Source organism: Nonomuraea sp. NPDC052129 (assembly GCF_040680095.1).
GTDB lineage: Bacteria > Actinomycetota > Actinomycetes > Streptosporangiales > Streptosporangiaceae > Nonomuraea.
This window is the reverse complement of the sequence record NZ_JBFAVX010000005.1, coordinates 366,218-387,707: the sequence shown is the minus strand read 5'-3', so window position 1 is coordinate 387,707 and position 21,490 is coordinate 366,218. Positions and strand designations below refer to the sequence as shown.

At 71.5% G+C, this 21,490-nt stretch carries 15 protein-coding genes and 1 pseudogene; 8 read left to right on the top strand and 8 right to left on the bottom strand.

Annotated elements, in window-relative coordinates:
- Positions 1-30: 30 nt before the first annotated feature.
- The 3 genes and pseudogenes from AB0L53_RS15615 to AB0L53_RS15605 all read left to right on the top strand — a co-directional run bounded on the left by AB0L53_RS15615 (position 31) and on the right by AB0L53_RS15605 (position 2,568).
- A complete protein-coding gene (locus AB0L53_RS15615; protein ID WP_363993532.1) occupies positions 31-555 on the top strand; it encodes a PadR family transcriptional regulator in 525 nt (174 codons plus the stop codon).
- A pseudogene (locus AB0L53_RS15610) lies at positions 548-1,213 on the top strand (ABC transporter ATP-binding protein). Before AB0L53_RS15615 ends, AB0L53_RS15610 begins: the two are co-directional and overlap by 8 nt.
- Positions 1,210-2,568, top strand: a complete 1,359-nt coding sequence (locus AB0L53_RS15605; protein WP_363993531.1) for an FtsX-like permease family protein — start codon at positions 1,210-1,212, stop codon at positions 2,566-2,568. Before AB0L53_RS15610 ends, AB0L53_RS15605 begins: the two are co-directional and overlap by 4 nt.
- 9 nt (positions 2,569-2,577) lie before the next feature.
- Here AB0L53_RS15605 and AB0L53_RS15600 read toward each other — a convergent pair whose 3' ends face one another.
- From AB0L53_RS15600 to AB0L53_RS15575, 6 genes are all read right to left on the bottom strand, one after another.
- The gene (locus AB0L53_RS15600; RefSeq protein ID WP_363993529.1) at positions 2,578-3,063 is read right to left on the bottom strand and encodes a DinB family protein; all 486 of its coding nucleotides are present in this window, start codon (positions 3,061-3,063) and stop codon (positions 2,578-2,580) included.
- Positions 3,064-3,133: 70 nt separating this feature from the next.
- Positions 3,134-3,601, bottom strand: a complete 468-nt coding sequence (locus AB0L53_RS15595) for a hypothetical protein (protein ID WP_363993527.1) — start codon at positions 3,599-3,601, stop codon at positions 3,134-3,136.
- On the bottom strand, positions 3,585-4,385 hold the full coding sequence (locus AB0L53_RS15590; protein WP_363993525.1) for a PAS domain S-box protein: 801 nt from the start codon (positions 4,383-4,385) through the stop codon (positions 3,585-3,587). The genes AB0L53_RS15595 and AB0L53_RS15590 overlap by 17 nt, the downstream gene beginning before the upstream one ends.
- A 79-nt stretch (positions 4,386-4,464) precedes the next feature.
- Positions 4,465-5,853: an amino acid permease gene (locus AB0L53_RS15585; protein ID WP_363993523.1), complete on the bottom strand. Its 1,389-nt coding sequence runs from the start codon at positions 5,851-5,853 to the stop codon at positions 4,465-4,467.
- A gap of 17 nt (positions 5,854-5,870) precedes the next feature.
- Complete coding sequence (locus AB0L53_RS15580; RefSeq protein ID WP_363993521.1) at positions 5,871-6,842, bottom strand: MerR family transcriptional regulator; 972 nt, start codon at positions 6,840-6,842, stop codon at positions 5,871-5,873.
- 50 nt (positions 6,843-6,892) lie between these two features.
- Positions 6,893-7,603, bottom strand: coding sequence for a GntR family transcriptional regulator (locus tag AB0L53_RS15575; protein WP_363993519.1), 711 nt, complete (start codon positions 7,601-7,603; stop codon positions 6,893-6,895).
- A gap of 115 nt (positions 7,604-7,718) precedes the next feature.
- Here AB0L53_RS15575 and manD point away from each other — a divergent pair, with 115 nt between their 5' ends.
- The 5 genes from manD to AB0L53_RS15550 all read left to right on the top strand — a co-directional run bounded on the left by manD (position 7,719) and on the right by AB0L53_RS15550 (position 13,331).
- Positions 7,719-8,927 carry a D-mannonate dehydratase ManD gene (gene manD / locus AB0L53_RS15570; protein WP_363993517.1) on the top strand — a complete coding sequence of 403 codons (1,209 nt, stop codon included), beginning with the start codon at positions 7,719-7,721 and terminating at the stop codon, positions 8,925-8,927.
- Positions 8,924-10,450 carry a mannitol dehydrogenase family protein gene (locus tag AB0L53_RS15565; protein WP_363993515.1) on the top strand — a complete coding sequence of 509 codons (1,527 nt, stop codon included), beginning with the start codon at positions 8,924-8,926 and terminating at the stop codon, positions 10,448-10,450. The genes manD and AB0L53_RS15565 overlap by 4 nt, the downstream gene beginning before the upstream one ends.
- Positions 10,451-10,477: 27 nt before the next feature.
- Positions 10,478-11,860 (top strand): MFS transporter, encoded by a 1,383-nt coding sequence (locus AB0L53_RS15560; protein WP_363993513.1) that lies wholly within the window; start codon positions 10,478-10,480, stop codon positions 11,858-11,860.
- Complete coding sequence (locus tag AB0L53_RS15555) at positions 11,857-12,894, top strand: L-idonate 5-dehydrogenase (RefSeq protein ID WP_363993511.1); 1,038 nt, start codon at positions 11,857-11,859, stop codon at positions 12,892-12,894. Before AB0L53_RS15560 ends, AB0L53_RS15555 begins: the two co-directional genes overlap by 4 nt.
- Positions 12,895-12,992: 98 nt before the next feature.
- The gene (locus AB0L53_RS15550; RefSeq protein ID WP_363993509.1) at positions 12,993-13,331 is read left to right on the top strand and encodes a hypothetical protein; all 339 of its coding nucleotides are present in this window, start codon (positions 12,993-12,995) and stop codon (positions 13,329-13,331) included.
- Between the two features lie 75 nt (positions 13,332-13,406).
- On the opposite strand, the gene AB0L53_RS15545 is transcribed toward AB0L53_RS15550, so the two are convergent.
- Both AB0L53_RS15545 and AB0L53_RS15540 read right to left on the bottom strand, forming a co-directional pair.
- Positions 13,407-13,958, bottom strand: a complete 552-nt coding sequence (locus AB0L53_RS15545; protein ID WP_363993507.1) for a hypothetical protein — start codon at positions 13,956-13,958, stop codon at positions 13,407-13,409.
- Positions 13,959-13,960: 2 nt separating this feature from the next.
- Complete coding sequence (locus AB0L53_RS15540) at positions 13,961-21,481, bottom strand: zeta toxin family protein (RefSeq protein WP_363993505.1); 7,521 nt, start codon at positions 21,479-21,481, stop codon at positions 13,961-13,963.
- Positions 21,482-21,490: the final 9 nt, after the last annotated feature.

The window sequence follows — 21,490 nt, the reverse complement described above, 5'->3', positions numbered from 1 at the left end:
TCACTATTCATTCAATGTATAGTGCTCGCCATGTCGACCGGACATGTGATGCTCGGGCTGCTCGTGGAGCGCCCGAAGCATGGATACGAACTCAAACGCGAGCACGACCGGCGCCTGCCCGGCGCCAAGCCGCTCGCCTACGGCCAGGTGTACGCGACGCTGCAGCGCCTGCAGCGCGACGGGTTCGCCGAGGTCGCGGAGACGCTGCAGGACGGGGGCCCGGAACGCACGGTGTACGCCATCACCGAAGAAGGGCTCGCCGAGCTCACCCGGTGGCTGGACGGGGTGGAGGCGCCCGCGCCGCACCTGTCCAGCGCGCTGCTGTCGCGTGTGGTGGTGGCGTCCGTGGCCAACGGCGCCGCCGACGGCTACCTGTCCCGGCAGCGGGCCGCGCATCTGGCGCGGATGCGCGAGCTCACCGCGGAGCGCTCGGCGGGCTCTCCCACCCAGGCGCTGGCCGCCGACTACGCGCTCCAGCACCTCGACGCCGACCTGCGCTGGATCGAGACGGCCATGCGACGGCTGGCCGACCTGAAGGAGGACTCTCATGCTTGAAGCGCGCGCGCTGCGCAAGACGTTCGCCTCGACCGTCGCCTTAGACGGCGTCTCCCTGGAGATCGGCGCGGGCGAGATCGTGGCGATCACCGGGCCGAGCGGCTCCGGCAAGTCCACGCTGCTGCACTGCCTGGCCGGGATCATCCGCCCGGAGTCGGGCGAGGTCCTGTTCGACGGCAAGCGGATCGACACGCTCGGAGAGAGCGACCGTACGAACCTGCGCAGGCAGAGCTTCGGCGTCGTCTTCCAGTTCGGCCAGTTGGTGCCCGAGCTGACCGCGACGGAGAACGTGGCACTGCCGCTGCTGTTCGACCGGCACGGCCGCCAGGAGTCGCTGAACACCGCCCGCTCCTGGCTGGAACGCCTGAACGCGGCCGGCTGCGGCGACTAGCGGCCCGGCACGCTGTCCGGCGGCCAGATACAGCGCGTCGCGATGGCCCGCGCGCTGGTCACCGGCCCGCGCGTGGTCTTCGCCGACGAGCCGACCGGCGCGCTCGACTCGCTGGCCGGCGAACAGCTGATGGACGAGCTCACCCGTACGGCCCGCGCCGACGGCATCACCCTGGTGATCGTCACCCACGACAACCGGGTGGCCGCCTACGCCAACCGGGAGCTCGTGTTGCGCGACGGCGAACTCGCGGCGGAGGTGAGCGCGTGATCGCCGTGATCACCGTGATGCGCATGCTCGCCAAGGGCGGGTCGCGACGCGAACGGATTCGGGGGCGCCTCATGACCGCGGGGGCGGCGCTCGCGACCTTCCTGTTCTGCGTGGCGGTGAGCCTGCTCCAGGCGTGGGACGCCCGCGTCGACGCCGTCTTCAGCGACGAGGGGCGCGCCCTCACCTCGCTGGGGCTCGCCCTGCTGATCCTCCCGGCGATGGCCTTCCTCTACCAGGTGAGCCGGCTGGCCGGCGCCACCAGGGAACGGCGGCTGGCCGCCCTCCGGCTGGCCGGGGCCACGCCGCGCCACGTGCGCCTGCTCGGGGCGTACGAGAGCGGGTGGCGGGCGGCACTGGGCGGGCTGATCGGCATCGCGGTGTACCTGCTGATCGACCTGGCACTGTCGTGGCCGCTGCCGCTGAACCGCCCCCTCCTGATGCCGGCGATCCTCGCCGTAGTGGCCTTCAGCGGCACGTACTCAGGACTGAAGGCGGGACGGCACGTGGTGTCCTCTCCGCTGGGCGTGGTCCGGCGGGCGCAGCCGACCGGCCCGAGGGTGCTCGACCTGGTGCTCGTCGCGGCGGGACTAGGGGCGTTCGCCACCGTAGGGACCAACGAAGGCCGAGACTTCCTCGGCGAATACGTCGAACTGATCGTGCCGTACGGCGCGCCGCTGATCATCGCCATCGGCATGGTGCTCCTGCTGTTCGGCCTGGTCCTCGCCACCGCCTGGCTGATCAGGGCAGCCGCACGGTGGGTAGGGCGGCGCGCACGGACGGCCGAGACCCTGCTCGCGGCCCGGCTCGTGGAAGCCGACCCCCGGGGCTGGGCCCGCGCACTGTCAGTGGTAGGACTGACCGTGTTCTTCGGCTCCATGGAGGGCGCCAACCAGGGGATCATCTTCTCGCATGGCGCCGACGTCGTCCCTTCTTACTTCATGACGGCCTACCTGCTGATAGACATCGCTCTGCTGATCGCGCTGGCCACCTCCGCCGCCGCCCTCGTCGTGCATCAGGCGGAGGCGTTGCTGGATCATCGACGCTCGTTCGCGGCCCTGGCCGGCGCCGGCGTGCCCGTGCCCGCCTTGGGCCGGGTCCTCATCCGCCAGGCGCTCATCACGTCGATCCCGGTGTGCCTGATCGCCGCCCTCACCGGGATGGGCGTCGTCCTCATCCCCGTCTTCCTCGTCCCCGAGGCGTCCGTCCTCCAGGAACTACCGAAAGCGATCCTCTGGGGAACGACGCGCGCGATCCTCACGGTGCTGATCGGCGTGCTGACGGCTCTCCTGGTGGCCAGAGCCGCCCGTCCCCTCCTCCGCCGCACGCTGCACCCGGACGAACTCCGTGCCGAGTGACGGGCCGGGCTACGTCAGGACGAGCCAGGTTCGGCCATCGGTCAGCTCGCGTGCCGCGTCGAGGTGCCCGGCATGACACGCCGTCTCAGTGATCACATGCAGGATGACCGTGAACAGGTCCCGGGGCGGCGGGTCACCGAAGAACTCGTCGGGCCACCAGGCCGGTCCGGCGTCGAGCGGAGTGGCGGCGATGACGGCGTTCGCCAGCTCGATCTCCCGCCGGTACAAACCCAGCACGGTCTCGACCGGCTCGTCGGGGGCGACCTGCCAGGCGGCGTCCCCGCTTTCGAGCTCGACCGATTCGCCGGCCACGACGGCGCGGAACCAGAACCGCTCGACGTCGAGGGCGAGGTGGCGGACGAGTCCCAGGCACGTCCACCCCGACGGCAGCACCGGCCGCCGCAGCGCCTCCGCCGGAAGGCCGTCCAGGATCCCGAGCACATGCTCACGCTGGCTGTTCAGGGACGCGAGGAGCGTCTCCGTCTCCTTGGTCATGATCGGTTCCTCCACCGTTCGAGGTGGCGCCGATCTTAGCGACCTCCCGCGAAGTGATGACAGACCCGCCTCATTCCGCCGTTCGGGGGCGCGGCGGATGTCCGATCATGAACGGGCCGGTGGTCTCGGAGATGGCCACGGGAGAGAGTCCCGCCGCGATGAGCTGGGCGCGCAGCGCGATCACGGTACGTTCGAGGGCGCGGATCTGGGCCTGGAACTGGCTGATCTGCTCGCGCATCGCGGCCGCGCTGGTCTGCTCGCTGACCAGGTCGGCGCTGACCTGGGCGGCTTGGCCCTGCAAGCGGGCCACCTGCTTCTCCATCTGGGTCAACGCGTCTTCGTAGATCGTTTTGGCGCGGACGAAGGCGTCGGCGTCCACCTTGGAGCGTTCGAGCTCGGCGTGGCGTTCGGCCTGCATCAGCGCCGTCTGCTGCGTCTTCTTGTTGGCGTCGGTGGCCGAGCGGAAGGCGAGGTAGGCCACGCCGAGCGGGACGATGCCGACGGAGAGCTGGATGAGGATGTTACTCAGGTTGGACACTGCCGCCTCCGACTGGCCGCACCACGCCGGTATAGGTGACGCCGTCATCGCTGTGCCAGGCGTTGACGGTCAGGGCGATGGCGAATTCGCTGCCGTCGCGGTGCAGGCCGACCAGCGGGATGTCCCGCCCGGCCAGCTCGGAGCGGCCGGTGGAGCCGACCCGGGCCAGGCCGGCGGCGTGCTGGCCGCGGAATCGGGGCGGCATCAGGATCGTCAGCGACCGCCCGACCGCCTCGTCGATGGTCCAGCCGAACAGGGTCGCGGCCTGGGGATTCCACGACTGGATGACACCGGCGCCGTCGGCGACGATGACGGCCGCCGAGTCGGCCCGGCCGCCCGGGAAGCGGCTCACCACGACGGCCTCAGGCCAGGTGGCGATCAGCGCGATCCAGCCGCCGAAGGCCAGCCAGACCGCGCCGCCGACCCACCCCCGCGGGTTGACGCCGGTGAACGTCGAAAGCAGGTAGACCAGGCCGTACATCATGAGCAGCGCGGTAGCGGCGGCGAAGGCCACCCGGTCCGAGCGCATGAACATCTGCACCAGGCACAGAGCGCCGGTCGCGCACCAGACCAGCGCCCAGACGGTCAAGGGGGCGATGGAGGCCAGCATGGCGTATCCGGGGGCGACCCGCTGGTCGGCCGGCACGAACGCGAGGGACGCGGCGATGGCCATGCTCAGCAGACCGACGAACGCCAGGGAGGCGCCGCGCCGCCCGATGCGACGCAGAACGCGGGCGATCGTACGGCGAAAGAGGGGGGTGCCGACAGCGGCTCTGTTACTCACGGTGGTTAGGCTAATGCACATAGTTAGCGATCGAGAGGTTATCCACACGCCACCCGCGCGGCCTCACCCCTCGGGAGCGTCAGGCCAGCTGAGAGTGCCGGCGGCTGTAGCTGAAGTAGATGATCAGCCCCAGCACGAACCATACGGCGAACCGCAGCCACGTCAGCGGGTCCAGGAACGTGATCAGCCAGATCGAGAAGAGCGCGCCGAGGGCCGGCACCACCGGCATGCCCGGTGTGCGGAACGTGCGCGGCAGCTCGGGCTGCCGGTAGCGGAGCACGATCACCGCCACGCACACGACCACGAACGCCAGCAGGATCCCGATGTTCGTCAGCTCGGCGGCCTCCCGGATGGGCAGGAACCCGGCGATCACTCCTGACGCGACCCCCACGATCCACGTGACCCTCGTAGGCACCCGGCGTACCGGGTGCAGCTTGGCGAACCACTGCGGCAGCAGCCCGTCACGGCTCATCGAGAACCAGACCCGGGTGACACCGAGCATGAAGGTGAACATGACCGTGAGGATGCCCACCACGGCGCCGGCCGCGATCAGCGAGGCCAGCCCGGACAGCCCGACGGAGGCGAACGCCGTGGCGAAGCCGCTCTCTGGGTCGATGTCGCGGTAGTTCTGCATGCCGGTGAGCACGAGCGTGGCCAGCACGTACAGGATCATCGAGATGGTCAGCGAGTAGATGATCGCCCTTGGCATGTGCCGCCGGGCGTCCCGCGACTCCTCGGCCGCGGTGCTCATCGCGTCATAGCCGAACACCGCGAAGAACACGGTGGCGGCCCCGGTGATCGCGCCGCTGATCCCGAACGGGAAGAACGGCGTGTAGTTGGCGGGCTTGATGTAGAAGAACCCGACCACGATCACCAGCAGCACCACGGCGATCTTGATGGCCACCACCCACGTCTCGAACCTGGCGGCGGCGCGGATGCCGAGGTTCAGCAGGTACGCGATGAGCAGGCACAACAGGACCGCGAACAGGTCCACCACGTGCCCGGTGCCGGTGCCGGGCGCGCCGAGCATCCAGGCGGGCAGCGTGAAGCCGAGTTGCTGGACGAGGAAGCCGAAGTAGCCCGAGATGCCGATGGCGACGACCGCGACGATGGCGGTGTACTCCAGCAGCAGGTCCCAGCCGATGAACCAGCCGACGATCTCTCCCAGGACCGCGTACCCGTAGGTGTAGGCGGAGCCCGACTTCGGGATCATGCCCGCGAACTCGGCGTAGGAGAACGCGGCGGCGGCGCTGGCCACCCCCGCGATGAGGAAGGACACCAGCACCGCCGGCCCCGCCGTCTGGTTGGCGACCGCGCCGGCCAGGGCGAAGATTCCCGCGCCGATGATGCCGCCCACTCCGATGGCGGTGAGCTGCCACAGACCGAGCGACCTGGACAGCTCCCCCTCGTGCTCGGTGGCGATCTGCTCCACCGGTTTGCGCCTGAAGACACCTTGCGAAGAGACCATGACGCCCCCATCAATGGCTACATGCGTCCCTCTTTCCCCTCTGAACTGGCACTATGCGTGCCGCTGGCCCGCAGGGCGCGGATGAACCAGTCGAGCACCGGCGCCAGGCTCTCCGGGGCGGGCCAGCCGTTGATCACCGCGAGCAGCCGCAGGTAGCGCTCCCAGCTCGGGTAGTTCGCGCTCTCCAGCCGTACCAGCAGGCGGCGCCGGAGATCGGCGTCGTCGGGGCAGTCGTAGACGTCCGCGTATCGGGCCGTGACCGCCGCCACGACCGCCTCGGCCCGGGGCGAGGCGGGGTCGATGCCGGCCGCCAGGGCCGGGCCCGCCTCGTCGCGGACCATCGCGGCGGAGTCGCGGCGCGGGAGCGCGGTGTCGCTCTGGGCCCGCTCGGCCGCGTACTGCTCGGCCAGGTGCCGCACGCCGGCCCGGAAGTCCGGGTCCTGGGACAGCTCGGCGAGCTCCACCCACGCCTCGACCTGCTCGAGTTCGGGATTGTCGGGCAGTTCGGGGGTCATCGAGCGCATGATTCCCGCGAACCCGGGGTGGGCGTCCAGGCCGCCGAAGGCGGTGTCGAGGAAGTCGCCGATCAACCGGCGGCGTTCGTCCTCGGAGAGCTTGGCCAGCTTGTGCATGAGATCCGTCTCCTCAGGGGTGGACCCGCGCCTGGCCACCGCCGTCAGCACCGCGCGCCGCAGCCGCAGCGTGCGGATCTGCACCGCCAGCGCGTCGGCGTGCGCCGCGGCGACCTCGGCGAGCGAGACCTCCCGGTCCACGACCTTCCGGATCGTGGGCAGGTCCAGCCCCAGGTCGCGCAGCGTCCGCACCAGTTCGAGGCGGGCGAGGGCGTCGACGTCGTAGCGGCGGTAGCCGGCCGGGCTTCGGCCGGTCGGCGGCACGATCCCGCGGTCGGAGTAGAACCGGATGGCCTTGACCGTCAGGCCGGTCCGCCGCGCCAGTTCGCCGATCGAGTAGAGCGTGTCGCCGTCCATGCCTTCCACCCTTGTGCCTCCCCTTAGTGGAGACTCAAGCACACATCCCGTTACTCCCAGACGACGACGTTGCGGCGGACCGGAGCCGAGCCGGAGTCCGTGGCGAACAGCTCCGGCGAGTGCTCCCGGATGCGCTCGACGTCGTTGAAGACCGCCCTCAGGTGGGTGCGCATGGCCGTGCGGGCCAGCACCACATCGCCGCGGACCACCGCGTCGAGGATCTCGACGTGCTGGGCGGCGAAGCTCGTCGGGGAGGTCACATGGAGGCCGAGCCGGCGCGCGCGGTCGAGATGCCCCTTGGCCGAAGCCACGGTCGTCCAGGCGCTGCCGTGCCCGCTCAGCCGCAGCAGACCCTGGTGGAAGGCCTCGTCGAGGGCGAAGAACCCCTCGATGTCGAGGTCGGGCCGCTGCTGATCCCTGAGGTTCTGCCGCAGCTCCTCGATCAGGTCGGGGTCGAGCTCGGCGGGCAGGTCGTCGAGTGAGGCCAGCTCCACGGCCTCACGCAGGAACTGCGCGTCGGCCACCCTGGCCGGGTCGACACGGGAGACGAACGAGCCGACCTGGGGAAAGATCTGGACCAGGCCCTCTTCGGACAGCAGGATCAGGCTCTCCCGGACCGGCGTGCGGCTCACCTTGAGCGCGGCCGCGAGCTCGTTCTCGGACAGGGCCGTCCCCGGCGGGAGCTCAAGGGTCAGGACCTTACGGCGCAGGGCCTCATAAACAGTGCGACGACTGGTCCGCCGCTGGTTCGATCCGGCCACACGCTCACCCTACCCGGTCATCGCACAACTAGTATTGCGCATCTGTGCGACAGATGCTTGTATATCAGTACTGCTCGACTACAGAGCGTCGGAGATCGTCCGAAGGAGTGGACCTGTGAGCAAGATCGAGCGCGCCGAGGTGTTCGTGGCCTCCCCGGGGCGGACCTTCGTCACCTTGCGCATCACGACCTCGGACGGTGTGACAGGTCTCGGCGACGCCACGCTGAACGGTCGCGAACTGGCCGTCGCGAGCTACCTGCAGGAGCACCTCGTACCGCTGCTGATCGGCAAGGACCCGGCGCGGATCGAGGACATGTGGCAGTACCTCTACCGTGGCGCGTACTGGCGCCGCGGCCCGGTCACGATGACGGCCATCTCGGCCGTGGACACGGCCCTTTGGGACATCAAGGGCAAGGTCGCCGGTCTGCCGGTCTACCAACTGCTCGGCGGGCGCTCCCGTGACGGCGTCATGGTCTACTCGCACGCCAGCGGCATGGACGTCCCCTCCCTGCTCGACGACGTCGAGCGGTTCCTCGATCTCGGCTACAAGGCGGTCCGCGCCCAGGCCGCCGTCCCGGACGTCGGCGGCACCTACGGGATCCGCAAGGGCAAGGTGTACGAGCCGGCCGCGAACTCGCTACCCGACGAGCAGCCCTGGGACACCGAGGCCTATCTCGGGTTCGCCCCGACCTACCTCGAAGCCGTACGCGAGCGCTTCGGCTTCGGCTTCCACCTCCTGCACGACATCCACCATCGGCTCACACCGATCGAGGCGGCCCGCTTCGGCAAGCGGGTGGAGGACTGCCGGCTGTTCTGGATGGAGGACCCGACACCGGCCGAGAACCAGGAGTCGTTCCGGCTCATCCGTCAGCACACGACGACGCCGATCGCGGTCGGCGAGGCGCTGACCTCGATCTGGGACGTCCAGCACCTGATCACCGAGCAGCTCATCGACTACGTGCGCACCACCGTCGTCCACGCCGGCGGGATCACGCACCTGCGCCGGATCTTCGACCTGGCCGCGCTCTACCAGGTCAGAACCGGTTCCCACGGGGCGACGGACCTCTCACCGATCACCCTGGCCGCCGCGGTGCACGTCGACCTCTCGGTGCCGAACTTCGGCATCCAGGAGTACATGGGCCACCCGGACGAGGCCGCGGAGGTCTTCCGCAGCGGGGTGACGCTGGCCGACGGCATGCTCAACCCGTCGGAGGAGCCCGGTCTCGGCGTCGAGTACGACGAGAAGGAGGCCGCGCGCTTCCCCTATGAGGCTCGCTACCTGCCCGTCGCGCGGCGCCTCGACGGCTCGGTGCATGACTGGTGAAGACCTCGAACCTGCCCTCGCTGAGCCTCGCCACGCTCGACCGGATCGCTCCCGACCTGCGCCCGGCCGTCGATCCCCGGGAACTGCGCCCGAAGGTCGTCCACTTCGGCCTCGGCGCGTTCCACCGGGCCCACCAGGCGGTCTACACCGAGAGCGCGGCTGCCCGTAGCGGCGAGCCGTGGGGGATCGTCGCCGTGGCCCCACGCTCGACGCGGGTGGTCAAGGCGATGCGCGTGCAGGACTGCCTGTACTCGGTGGCCGAGCGCCACCCCGCGGCCACCACCACCCGCGCGATCGGGTCCATCGTCAGCGCCCTGGGGATGCGCCAGGACGCCGACCGGGTCGACGAGCTGCTCGCCGATCCCGGCGTCACGGTGGCGACCCTGACGATCACCGAGGCGGGCCACTACCGCCGCCCCGGAGCCGACGGGCTCGACACCGGCGCCCCGGAGATCGCGGCGGACCTCACGGCGGTGCGGACCGCGGACATCACCACGGTCGTCGGCCGGCTCGCCGTGGGGCTCGCCGCGCGGATGCGCGCCGGCGGCGCCCCGATCAGCGTCATGTCCTGCGACAACATGGCCGCCAACGGCGCCGCGCTCGGCACGGTGGTACGCGGCTTCGTCGAAGCCTCGTCGTGGCCGGACCGGCAGGCCGTCCTCGACTGGATGGCGACGTCGGTGGCCTTCCCCTCCACGATCGTCGACCGCATCGTGCCGGCGACGACCGACGCGGACCGGGAGGCGGCCCGCGCGGCGCTCGGCGTGTGGGATGAGGTGCCGGTGGTCGGCGAGCCGTACCGGCAGTGGGTCCTGGAGGACTCCTTCGTCGGGCCCCGGCCGCCATGGGAGCTCGACGGCGCCCTGTTCGTCCCCGACGTCGTGCCGTACCAGCTCACCAAGCTGCGGTTGCTCAACGGGTCCCACTCGGCCCTGGCCTATCTCGGCGCGGCGGCCGGCTGCGCGACGATCGCCGACGTCCTGGAGACCGGCTGGGGTGAGCGGCTGGTCCGGGCGCTGAGCGCCGAGGTCGCGCCGACGCTGCCCGAGGGCGGTCCCGACCCGGTCGCCTACACTGATGACCTGGTCAAACGGTTCCGTAACCGCAAAATTCGGCATCTGCTCCGGCAGATCGGCTCCGACGGCTCCCGGAAGATCCCGGAACGCTGGTTCGGCGCCCTGCGCTCGCTGCGCGCCGCCCGCGCCGGCACCCCGGCGCTCGAACTGGCACTCGCCGCCTGGGCGAACGCCACCCGCCCCGCCGACGGCGGCCGGCCGTCCGGCGCGCCAGATCCCACCGGACGGCCGTCCGGCACGACAGGTCCCACCGGCCAGTTGTTCGGCACGACCGACCCGGCCGCCGCGCAGCTGGCGGCCTGCTGGCGTGAAGCGGCCGACCACGAAGACACCATCCGCCGCCTGCTTCACGTGCTCGGCGCGGCGGACCTGGCCGGTGACGGCACGCTCGTCGCCGGCATCGCCGACCGGCTGCCCGCCCTGCGGGCCGGCCACGTCGAAATCTGATCCGGAGTTCACGATGGCAGGTTCACGATGACAGACAGCACCCACATGGAGCCCGCGGGCGCCGTGACCAGAACGACCCGCGACCTCGTCAGGGCGGCCATGTCCGGCTGGCTCGGCACGGCGATGGAGTTCATGGACTTCCAGCTGTACTCGCTGGCGGCCGCCATCGTCTTCAACAAGATCTTCTTCCCGGACGTCAGCCCGGCCATCGGGCTGATCGCCGCCATGGCCACCTACGGCGTCGGATACGTCGCCCGGCTCGCCGGCGCCATCTACTTCGGCCGGATGGGCGACCGGATCGGCCGCAAGAAGGTCCTGATCATCACCATCCTGCTCATGGGCGCCTCGACCACCCTGATCGGCGTACTGCCGACCTACGCGGTGATCGGCATCCTCGCCCCGATCCTGCTGGTCGCCCTGCGGCTCATCCAGGGCTTCGGGGCCGGCGCCGAGATCGCCGGGGCCACCGTCATGCTCGCGGAGTACGCCCCTGTACAGCGTCGCGGCCTGGTCTCCTCACTGGTGTCGCTCGGCACCAACACCGGCACTCTGGCGGCGTCGGGCCTGTGGGCGATCCTGCTCGCCGTCCTCAGTGAGGATCAGCTGCTCACGTGGGGCTGGCGGGTGCCGTTCCTGCTGAGCTTCGTGCTCATGGTCTTCGCGGTCTGGGTACGCCGCAATCTCAAGGAGAGCCCGGTCTTCGAGGAACGCCCCGACGTCGTGGACGGCGTCGCGATGTCCCGTACGCAGGCCGAGGCCGTCTTCCAGAAGAAGGATGAGGGCGTGCTCGAGGCCGGGCTCCGCCAGCGCAAGGGCAAGGCGTTCTTCCTGGCCCTGGGCCTGCGGTTCGGCCAGGCCGGCAACTCGGGCCTGGTCCAGACCTTCCTCGTCGGCTACATCGCCGCCACGCTGCTCGTCGACCGGTCGATCCCGACCAGCGCCATCGTCTACGGCTCGTTGGTGGGCTTCGTCACCGTGCCGGTGGTCGGCCTGCTCGGCGACCGTTTCGGCCGCCGCCCGATGTACATCGCGGTCACGCTGCTGACCATCGCGTTCGCGTTCCCGACGATGCTGATGATCATCTCTGGCAGCACGGCGGCCCTGATGCTGGGCATGATCCTCGGGCTGAACGTCGGTGTCCTGAGCCTGTTCTCGCTGGAGAGCGTCACGATGGCCGAGCTGTTCGGCTCCCGGACCCGCTTCACCCAGCTCGCCCTGGCCAAGGAGATCGGCGGCATCCTGGCCACCGCCATCGGCCCGGTCGTGGCGGCCACCCTCACCGCCGTCACCGGCAGCTGGTGGCCCATCGCGGCGATGCTCGTCGTCTACTCGCTCATCACCCTGCTGTCCGCGGTCCTCTCCCCTGAGACTCGCGGGCGCGACCTGGTCCGGTTGGAGGACGCGGTATGAAGTCGGCCGTCGTACACGGTCCCGGTGACCTCCGGATCGACGAGCGCCCCGAGCCAGTGGCGGGGCAAGGGCAGGTCCTGCTCGCCATGGAGTGGGGCGGGATCTGCGGCTCCGACATCTCGTACTGGAAGAACGGGGCGTCCGGGACCGCCGTGCTCAAGCACCCTCTGGTGCTCGGGCACGAGGTCGCCGGCCGGATCGCCGGGATCGGCGCGGGCGTCAGCGGGCTGACGGTCGGGCAGCCGGTCACCGTGCACCCGGCCGAGCTGGTCGGCGACGGCCGCCTGCCCGAACGGCTCGCCGGCCGCACGAACCTCTACCCCCGGGTCCGCTACTTCGGGTCGGCCGCCTTCGACCCGCACACCGACGGCGGGTTCAGCGAGTACCGGGTGGTCCGCGCGGATCAGATCCGGCCGCTGCCCGAGGGCGTGGACACCGAGCGCGGCGCGCTCGCCGAGCCCCTCGCCGTGGCGATGCACGCCGTGCATCGCGCCGGGGACCTGCGCGGGAAGACCGTGCTCGTCAACGGCTCCGGCTCGATCGGCTCACTGGTCGTGGCCGCCGCGAAACACCGCGGGGCGGGCACGATCATCGCCTCGGACATCTCCGCGACCTCGCTCACCGTCGCCCGGGCCATGGGCGCGGACGAGACCGTCGACGTCAGCGGGGACGCGACGCTCCCCCAGGACGTCGAGCTGGTCTTCGAGGCCTCGGGCAGCCCGGCCGCGCTCGGCTCCGTCCTGCGGGCGACCGCCCGTGGCGGCGCCCTCGTCCAGGTCGGCAGCCTGCCCGGCACGGCCGTCTCCGCGGCCCTCGGCGACCTGGTGACCAGGGAGATCACCTGGATCGGCTCCTACCGCTTCGCCGAGGAGATCGACGAGGCCCTGAGCGCCATGCGGGACGGCCTCGACGTCTCCCCGATCATCAGCCACCGCTTCGACCTCGACCGGGCTGCCGAGGCGCTCGCCATCGCCGCCGACCCCGCGAGCGGCAGCGGCAAGGTGATGCTGCGGCTCGGCGGGGCGGAGCGGTGAGCGCGGTGCCGGCCTTAACCCCGCCCCGCCGCCGGTGATCCGTCGCGAGTAGCATGACGGTCCTGACCATGTCGCCCGCTGAGAGGACGAAACCCCGAATGTCGCAGCTGGATCCGTTCCGGCACTGCCTGACGTCCCTGCGCTATGAGGGGGACGGTCCTGGAGAGCCCATCACTCTGGAGCAGCGGGCGGCGGACCTGCGGCAGCGGCTGGCCGGCGATCGGGGGCTCGACGACCGGCAGCCCGGCGAGCCGGTTCGCAACGTGACCGTCACGGAGCTCCAGGCGATGATCATCGCCGACCTGCTGGACGAGCTGGCCGCGCGCCTGTCCCCCGGCGCCGCCTTCGGGCCGGGCGACAGCGGGGAGGCGCTCGCGGGCCTGGCAAGGGACCTGTCTCAGGAGCTGCTTGGCCAGACATTCATCGGCAGCCGGTGAGCCGGTCGCGCTCACCCCGCCGCTGAGTCACCCGTTGCGTGTCAGTCGCGCGGCGCGTCACTCACCGGCCGCGCGTCAGTCGCGCAGGAAGTCGGCGGCCTGACGGCGTAGCCGGGCCGGGGCGGTGGACCAGACGGGGGCCCGGGTCATCGCCGCCAGCTTGACCTTCTTCACCTCACGGGGCGCGTCATCGCGCACTCCGAGGTGCTGCCACAGCTGGTCCAGCTCGTCGTACGGCAGCTCCCACGACTCGCCGATCGCGCCCTCCGGTGGGGTCGGCGTCAGGAAGACCTCGTCGGCGGTCTGCGGCGGGTCGACCTGGACGATCGTCAGGCCGAGGCGTTCGGCGGCGTCGCGGAGGAGCCGACGGTGGCTCTCGACGGTCTCCGGCGGCGGCGCCCCGTCGGCGAACAGGGCCAGCAGCCAGCCCGCCTCGCCGACCCTGGAGAGGTCCAGGACGAGCCGCGCACCGGCGCCGTCGGTGAAGGTGCGGTGTGCCAGGCTCGCCTCCTCGCCCGGCCCCTCGGCGCGCGGGACCTCGTCCAGGTCCAGGGCGCCGATCAGCTGCCGCACCTGATCGGCGGCCAGGTGCCCGTGGGCCAGGACGCGGAGTGCCGGCCAGAGCATCGTCACTCTCCCTCTCGTCGGGTTGACGGCCCGTCGGTGAACGGTCCATCGCTGGACGGCCCGTCACTGGACGGCCGGTCGGTGGACAGCCCGTCAGTCGACGGCCGGTCGGTCAACGGGCCGTCGGCCGACGGCCCGACCGTGTCGGGTGACCCCCAGGTGGTCAGCCAGGCTCTCGGGTTGGCCGGGCGGTGGATGATCCAGTCGGTGTCGCGGAAGTGCGACGAGAGCTCGGAGCCCATGCTCGTCCCGTCGAACGGCCCGCTGGACTCGAACAGGCCCAGCGATATGGGCCGCCCCAGCGCCGTCTCCCAGTCATTCTTCCACGCCGCCAGCGCGGGAAAGGCTCTCATCAGGCTGTCCTTGTCGATGTAGCCGTGGCCGCCCATGAAGTCGCCCGGATAGCGGCCGGGCGGCCAGTGCGAGCGGGCCACCTGCACCATCGCGCTGCTGGAGATGTCCATGTCATAGTCGCTGGGCGGCTGCTCCAGGCCGAGCCGGTACATCGAGTCGAACGGGCGGCGCAGCGGGCGGTTCGGGTCGTCGCCGAACCATTCCCGGAGCCTGCGCAGCGCCTCCGGGTTGCCGGCCAGTTCCTCCCCGGCCGGGAACGTCTTGTGCAGCCCGGCGAAGAACTCGGCGCCGGTCCCCTTGAGCCGGATGTCCACCTCGGCCGGTCCGATGCCGTCGCGCCCGATCGCGTCGAGCAGCTCGCCGGCGTAGCGGTGATACCGCTCCGGTGTCATGCCCATGGGGGCCTGCCGGGTGACGAGCCACTTGAGCTGCATGGGGGACATGCCGAGGAAGTCGAGATCGCGCTTGGTGACGTGGTAGCCGGAGTCGTCGTGCGGCCACCACGACGGGTAGGGCTCCTGCCCCTTGAGCACCCGGTCGATCCGGTGGCTGAGCGGGTCGGTGAGGTCGAGTTCGCCCGTGGTCACGGGGGTCGGCCGCAGGGTCCAGCCGCCGTGGTCGCCGACGGCCACCGGTGGTTCGGCCTCCCCGAAGGACCCGCTGATCCCCGCGGAGATGTGGTCCAGGGTCGCCAGCCGATCGCCCGGCAGCGAGACGAACTCGCGCTGCCCGAAGAAGCCCATCCCCGTGAGCGGCACGGAGATGATGTCCCGCGCGGGCTTCCTGTCGATCAGGAGCACGCCGCGGCCGGGGAGGGTGTCCAGCCAGTCCATGACCACCTGGCGGTCGGCGGACCAGCTCGCCAGCGGCCGGTGCCGCATCTCGAACATGTCCCCCGGACGCAGCCCGGCCCACGTCGAGTGCTCGCCCTCCGGCCACGCCATCCCCCGGTAGGCGATCACCTCCTCGATGCCGCGCCGGGCCAGCTCCGCCTGGGTGAACTCGTACTGGAGGCGGATGAACTCGCGCAGCGTCTTGCGGTTGTACAGGAGCTCCATGTCGACCGCGCTGCGCGTCTTGCCGTCCATCGGCCAGGACATCGCCTCCGTGAGACCGAACTCCTCCTGAACGACCTCCTGCAACGCCAGCACCCGTACGTTGCTGTTGGCGTTGCGATGCGCCCAGGCCCCGAGGAGCTCGCTCACCGCGATCCGCCGCACCAGGGTCTCGGCGAACGGATCGTCCATCCGTACCACCCTGTCCGGCGCGTGTGCCGGGTCGGCGGGGTCGAGCGCGTCGACGTGCAGGACCCGCGCGCCCATGGACGGATACCGCTCGTTGAACGGCGCGAGGACGTAGTCGCCGTCGCCCAGGCGGTTGACCATGTCGGAGCCGACGTGCAGGCCGACGGCGGCCAGGACCAGCTCCGGCGTCGAGGACCGCATGCTGCCCGCGAGGGCGTTGATGGTGTGCGTCTTGGCGGGGCTGGTGTCGGTGAACGCGCCGTCCCCGGTCAGGAGCGCCTCGGCGACCTGGCGGTGGTGCGTGCGCTCCGGGGAGTCGGGCGGCGGAGGCGGCGGGTAGTGCCCGACCGGCTCCGTCTCGGGCAGCGTGACGGCGTGGTCCGCCGCCCTGGGCAGCAGCGGCTCGGTGCCCCGCGCGTGCTCGGCGACGTGCCAGAGGCGCTGGAGGATCGCCTCGTGCAGGGGGAGGCGGTTCATTCGCTCGAAGAGCGGGCGCAGACCGTCCAGCAGCCGCCTGATGATCGCGATGTCGTTCGGCGGGATCGGGTTGTCGACCCATCTGAACACGCGCGGCTCGGTCTCGCGGAAGAACGTGCGGACGAACGGGTTCGCCGCGTCGGGGAGCAGCAGGTGGGACGCGGCCCCGTCGCCGACTCCGAGGAGGGCGCCGCCCCGGCCGAGCGCGAGATCCTGGAGGGTGACGCCGTGCTTGGCGGTCACCGCGTGATACAGGCCGAGGAACACCCCGTCACGGGTGGTGGCCCGCTGCCAGAACTGGTCGGTCGCCTGCTCGCCGGGCATGTGGTCGCTGTAGACGTCCCGGCTGCCGAGCGCGTACGACAGCGGCACCCGCGCGCCGACCGCGCGGCCGACATGCGAGTCGAGCACCTTGATCGTGGCGTCGCCCATGCGCGCGTACCGCTCGTAGGTCACCTGGGTGCCGTCGTCGAACGTGACGAGCTCCCGGTTCAGCAGGCGGTCGCCATGGGTGAGCGGCTCTCTCCTGGTCACCCGGGCACCGGTGACGGGATGGGCGGGCAGGGTCAGGGCCGGGGCGTCGGCGAACCCGTACCTGGCCGCCGCCGGATAGAGGGGTTCGCTCTCCGCCGGGGCGGGAGACTCGCCCTCCAGCACCGCTCGGACGCGCGGCCAGCTGGCGGCGAAGCCAGGGTGCAGGTCGAGCTCCGTGACCCTGGAGATCGGGATCCAGGCCATCGCCCCGGACTCGCTCCCCTTCACGGCGACGGGTTTCCGCTCGGCGACGGAGGCGATCACCGTGTCGTATGACCAGCCACCGTGGTCGTCCCTGACGACCTCCTCGACGTGGACCTCGCCGGGCGGCAGGTCGCTCTCCTCGACGGTCTCCCGCAGGGCCGCCTCGGCCGCCGACTCGTGGCTGTCCCGCGCGCCGCCGGGCAGGGACCAGGTCCCCCCTTGGTCGACGGACGGATCCCGCTGCTGCATGAGTACGTGGGTCTCGCCGTCGGGGGCGCGGTGGTGGACCAGCAGCCCGGCCCCGCCGAAGAGCCCCCAGTGGGCGTGGCCCTGCGCGCAGTTCACCCAGCCCTCGCCAGACATCGGCGGCAGGTCGGGCGCCGCCGCGTGCCCCTGCCGCACCGCCGCGTGGGTCGCCAGGTCCTGCACCGCGGTCACCAGGGACTCTCCGGCGCCCTTCCACGTGGCGTTCGCCTCGCGCAGGAGTTGCTGCAACTGGCGGGCCTTCTCCTGCGCCCTGGGCAGGTCCCCGAGGATCTCCTTCAGGTGCGTGGTCCAGCGCTCGACCGGCACCCTGTCCTCGAATCCCTGCTCGACCAGGCTGGCGCGGGTGAGCTCCGGCGGGAAGCGGCCGGGGTTGCCGAGCAGGGCGCCGACGCCGCTCGACCGGGGCACCAGGATGGGCACCGCCGCGCCCGCCGCCTCCAGCCCGACCAGCCCGAACCCCTCGCCCCGCGACGGCATGATCACCACATCGGCGTTCCGCATGTCCGCCAGGATCTCCTCGCGGTCCAGCGTGAAGGGCTTGATCTCGACCTCCCGGCCGGCCACGTTCGACAGCCGTTCCTTCACCTCCGGCACGGTCTCCGGGGCCGCGCCCCGGATGACCAGCCGGACGTCGAGGTCCTTCTGCAGCTCCCGGATCATCAGCGCCGCCTCGTGCCCGCCCTTCTGGGCGGCGTCGGCGCGGCCGATGAGCAGGATGGTACGGGTCCGCTCCCCGTGGAAGGGGCGCTGCCGGGGCAGCTCGAACGGCACGCCGGGCAGGAGCTCGTGGACGGGAGGCAGGCGATCGCCGGGGTTGGAGTCCGCGAGCCGCTGCGCCTCCGTGGCGAGCACCGGGCCGACGCCGGCCAGCATGTCGGCCTCGGCGACGAGCGCCCGCTCGATGCCCTCGAAGTCGCGGCCCAGCGCCTCCATGTCCGCGATCCGGCCGAGCGCGCCGGTCACCATGTGCAGGACGTGCACGAGCGGCGCGTCCGGATAAAGCTGGTCACGCGCCCGCAGGGCCGCCGGGCCGGAGTAGCGGCTGTGCCCGATGACGACGTCCACGTCCGGCGGCAGCTCTTCGCCGTCGAACGCCAGCTGGTCCATTTCGCTGCGGCCCGGGTCGTACTGCCGGGGGCCGATCACGTGCAGCCGCTCGCCGCCCGTGCCGCTCGGCACCTCGTGCCCGACCCGGACATACACCTCGTGCCCCGCCTCCGCGAGCCCCTCGACCAGCTTGCGGTTGACGGCGATGATGCCGCCTTTGTGGGGGTCCCATTCGGTGCAGTACGCGAGCACGCGCAGCCCGGCCCGGCCGAGCTCGTGCTGCTCGACCAGGCGGTTCCACTCCTCGGCGAGCTCCCGGCTCAGCCGTTCGCGCTCGGCGGGCGCCGCCTCGGCCAGCCGGCGCTGGTGCTCCTGCCAGAGCCGCTCGCGCTGCTCGACCTGCTCGTCGCGCAGGACGCCGTCCGCCTTGGCCGTGTAGCGCTCCCGGAGCCGCTCCGCCCGGCCCTCCGGGTCGAGGTCCACGCCGTGCGCGGCCGCCATGTCGGCGATGCCGGGCAGCTGGGCCCGCAGCTCTTCCGGCAGCCTGCCGTCGAGGTCCGCGTACGTCCTGCGGAACCAGTCGGCCTCCTCCTGGGTGAACGGGCGCTCACGCGCCTCCCGCAGGATCTCCTCGGCTCTGGCCGCGCCGCGCCAGTGTCCCCCGTCGTCGAGGGAGTTGCGGTACACGACCTCGCCGCCCCATTGGTGGAGGGTGATCGCTTCGAGGTACCTGGCCCGGTCGATGGCTCGCATGGTGTCGGGGATGCCGCCGTACCCCTGGTCGTGGATGTCCTGGGCGACCAGGCGTCCGTGTCCGTCCCGGTCGCGCATCTGCTGGTAGCGGTTGAGCACCGACAGGCGGCTGATCGGCGCCGGGACGGCCATGACGTGGGCCTCGGCGCGGTAGCCGAGGGCGTGGAACTGGCCGGCCTCGGTCTCGACGGCCTCGCTGCTGTTCATCGCGCCTTCGCGGATGAGGTTGACCCGCAGCTCGGCGGCCAGGGCGATGACCTTCTTCATCCAGAAGTACGCGTCCCCGCCAGCCTGTTTGGCGGCGATGCGGTCGTTCTCGGCCATCAGCTGGGCGTACCTCGGGTGGTACTTCAGCAGGCCCTCGAAGTCGGCGATGAGGGCGCGGTCGGGACCCATGCCGTCCATGGCCGACTGCTGCGCGGTGGTCTTGCCCGACGCGGCCTGGCCGCCGATGAACACGATGCGGGGGTGCTCCGGCCGGCGCACGCCCGCCATCAGGTCGGGGACGATGTCCCGCCGGAAGATGAGATCGTTGTCCTCCTCGGTCAGCTTCCACTGGTCGGGGCCGCTGGTCTCGTACTGATACGGCCGCCCTTGGCTCCGGTCCTCGGCCGGGCCGTACATCTGCGGTGGGACGGCGTCCTTGCTGCTCAGGAGGTCGAAGAAGCTCCGGCCACCGGTCACCGGGGCGGCGGCGCTCGCCTGCGGGCGCCGGGTGGGGGCGTCCTCGGCGGTGCGCGGGCCGTCGCTCGGGGTACCGCCCGGGATGTCCGCCTGCGCCGTGGCTGTCGGCTCAGCCCGATGAACGGCGTCCGTCTGGGTGGAGCTGAGGTTGTCCCGGACGTGGTCGAACGAAGGGTCGTCGTGGGCGGGGATGTGGTCCGGCGGGACAGACGACGCCTCGGCCTCCCTGGCCTGCGGGCTGGCCGTAGGATCCGCTACCTCGGCGCGGTCGGCGGGTCCCGCCACGTCCCCTCGGTCCGCCGCCTCGGCGCGATCGGCGGGCCCCGCCGTCTCGACGCGGTCCCCCGCCTCCCTGTGGTCCGCCACATCGGCGGGAGCCGGCGGGTCGGCGGGAGCCGGCGGCTCAGCGCGCTCGCGCGTGTCCGCCGTGGCCGCCGGATCCGTCGGGTCCGCCTGCTGTCGTGGCTCCTGTCGGGGCTGCTGTCCCGGTTCCCGGTGCTCTGGTTCCTGTTGTGCCGGTTCCGGGCGGTGTGACGTCCTCGTGCTACCGGCCGGTTCCGGTCTGGACGTCGGCACCTTGGTGTCCGGTACGCCTCGGGGAACCTCCGCACGTTCCCGAGGGGTGGCCACATCCTGTCCCGGGAAGCCCCTGGCCTCGACCGGCCCGCCAGGACCAGCCGGTGTGTCCGGCTGCGCCGAGGCGGGCGGCGCGGAGGTGGGCGGTGCGGAGGTGGGCGGCGGCGCGGTGGCGCGGGCCGTGTCGCTGGCCAGAGCGGCGGTGGTGGCCGTGTCGAGGGCCTGGCGCGGGTGAATGATCGCGCTCATGACGTCGACGCTGAACGGGCTGATCGTGTTCGTCCGCCCCACGCCCGCCACGACGCCGCCGAGCAGCGATTCCGCGGTCGGCATGTCCCACTTGCCGTACACGATGCCGTTGGAGACCAGGCCGGCCGGCGTCGAGATCACCGCGTTCGTGAGGCCGGTCTGCAGCGCCCTGCCGGGAAAGCGCATGACGGCGTTGAGCGCTCCGGGAGCATTGCCGGCGGCGGCGTTGAGCGACCTGATCCCGGGCATCCGCCCGACGAACCCGGCCACCGGCCCGGCCACCTTCGACGCGAGCACCGCGCCCGAGGCGTCGCCCAGGATCGTGGAGGCGGTCTTCTGCCCGTCCCACTGGGTACGGGTGCCCCGATCCATCTGTTCCTTCTGGGCGACATAGTCCATCAGGAAGCCTTCACCGATCTCCTCGGGAATCTCCCTGAGCATGTGGCTGGCCGCCGCCCTGGCCAGCAGCCCCTTGCCGGCCTGCCGTCCGCCCAGCGCGGCCAGCTTCGGCGCCTGCTTGATGGCGGCCGACCCGGCGTACCTGCCCTTCGCCACCCGTTCCAGCCAGGTGAACACCTTGTCCATGAACGTCCGCAGCCGTCCGGCGAACTTGCCGATCAGCGGTGTCAACGCGCCCGCGCTGGCCGCCGTCGCGAACGCGGAGATGGCGATGGACGAGACTGTGATCCAGAATCCGGCGTTGATCAGTAACTTGGCGTACTGCGTCTCGCGCGCGTAACTGTCGTGCTGAAGGGCGTACGCGTGCGCCAGCGCGGCGAGGGCCGGGATGCCCTTCCCCGCCGCGAGCAGCTGGTCGGCCTGCCTCTTGAACTCCTCGGCCGCCGAACCGAAGTACCCCTGCATGATCAGGTCACGCGCCGCGCCCCCGGCCGCCGCGAACTCCAGCGCCGCCTGGCTCCAGTCCTCGAAGGCGACAGCCAGCGCCGCCTCGCCGGACTCGCTGGCCTCCGGCCACATCTGTCCCGAGGACAGCAGCGCGATCAGCGCGTCGCACCACGCGGGCAGGCTCGTCCCCCACGCGGGCGTGATGTCCGTGGCATAACCGCCGCTGCCGATCGTGTCGTCCTGCCCGGCCAGGGGGCTGGTGACCGGGGTGCTGACGTTTCGGGTCACGCCTTCCCT

Bases quoted from the DNA above. Each gene is read 5' to 3' on its own strand.
- AB0L53_RS15615 (WP_363993532.1), top strand. From the start codon at position 31: ATGTCGACCGGACATGTGATGCTCGGGCTGCTCGTGGAGCGCCCGAAG.
- AB0L53_RS15585 (WP_363993523.1), bottom strand. From the start codon at position 5,853: ATGGTCTCTTCGCAAGGTGTCTTCAGGCGCAAACCGGTGGAGCAGATC.
- AB0L53_RS15560 (WP_363993513.1), top strand. From the start codon at position 10,478: ATGACAGACAGCACCCACATGGAGCCCGCGGGCGCCGTGACCAGAACG.
- AB0L53_RS15555 (WP_363993511.1), top strand. From the start codon at position 11,857: ATGAAGTCGGCCGTCGTACACGGTCCCGGTGACCTCCGGATCGACGAG.
- AB0L53_RS15580 (WP_363993521.1), bottom strand. From the start codon at position 6,842: ATGGACGGCGACACGCTCTACTCGATCGGCGAACTGGCGCGGCGGACC.
- AB0L53_RS15600 (WP_363993529.1), bottom strand. From the start codon at position 3,063: ATGACCAAGGAGACGGAGACGCTCCTCGCGTCCCTGAACAGCCAGCGT.
- AB0L53_RS15545 (WP_363993507.1), bottom strand. From the start codon at position 13,958: ATGCTCTGGCCGGCACTCCGCGTCCTGGCCCACGGGCACCTGGCCGCC.
- AB0L53_RS15550 (WP_363993509.1), top strand. From the start codon at position 12,993: ATGTCGCAGCTGGATCCGTTCCGGCACTGCCTGACGTCCCTGCGCTAT.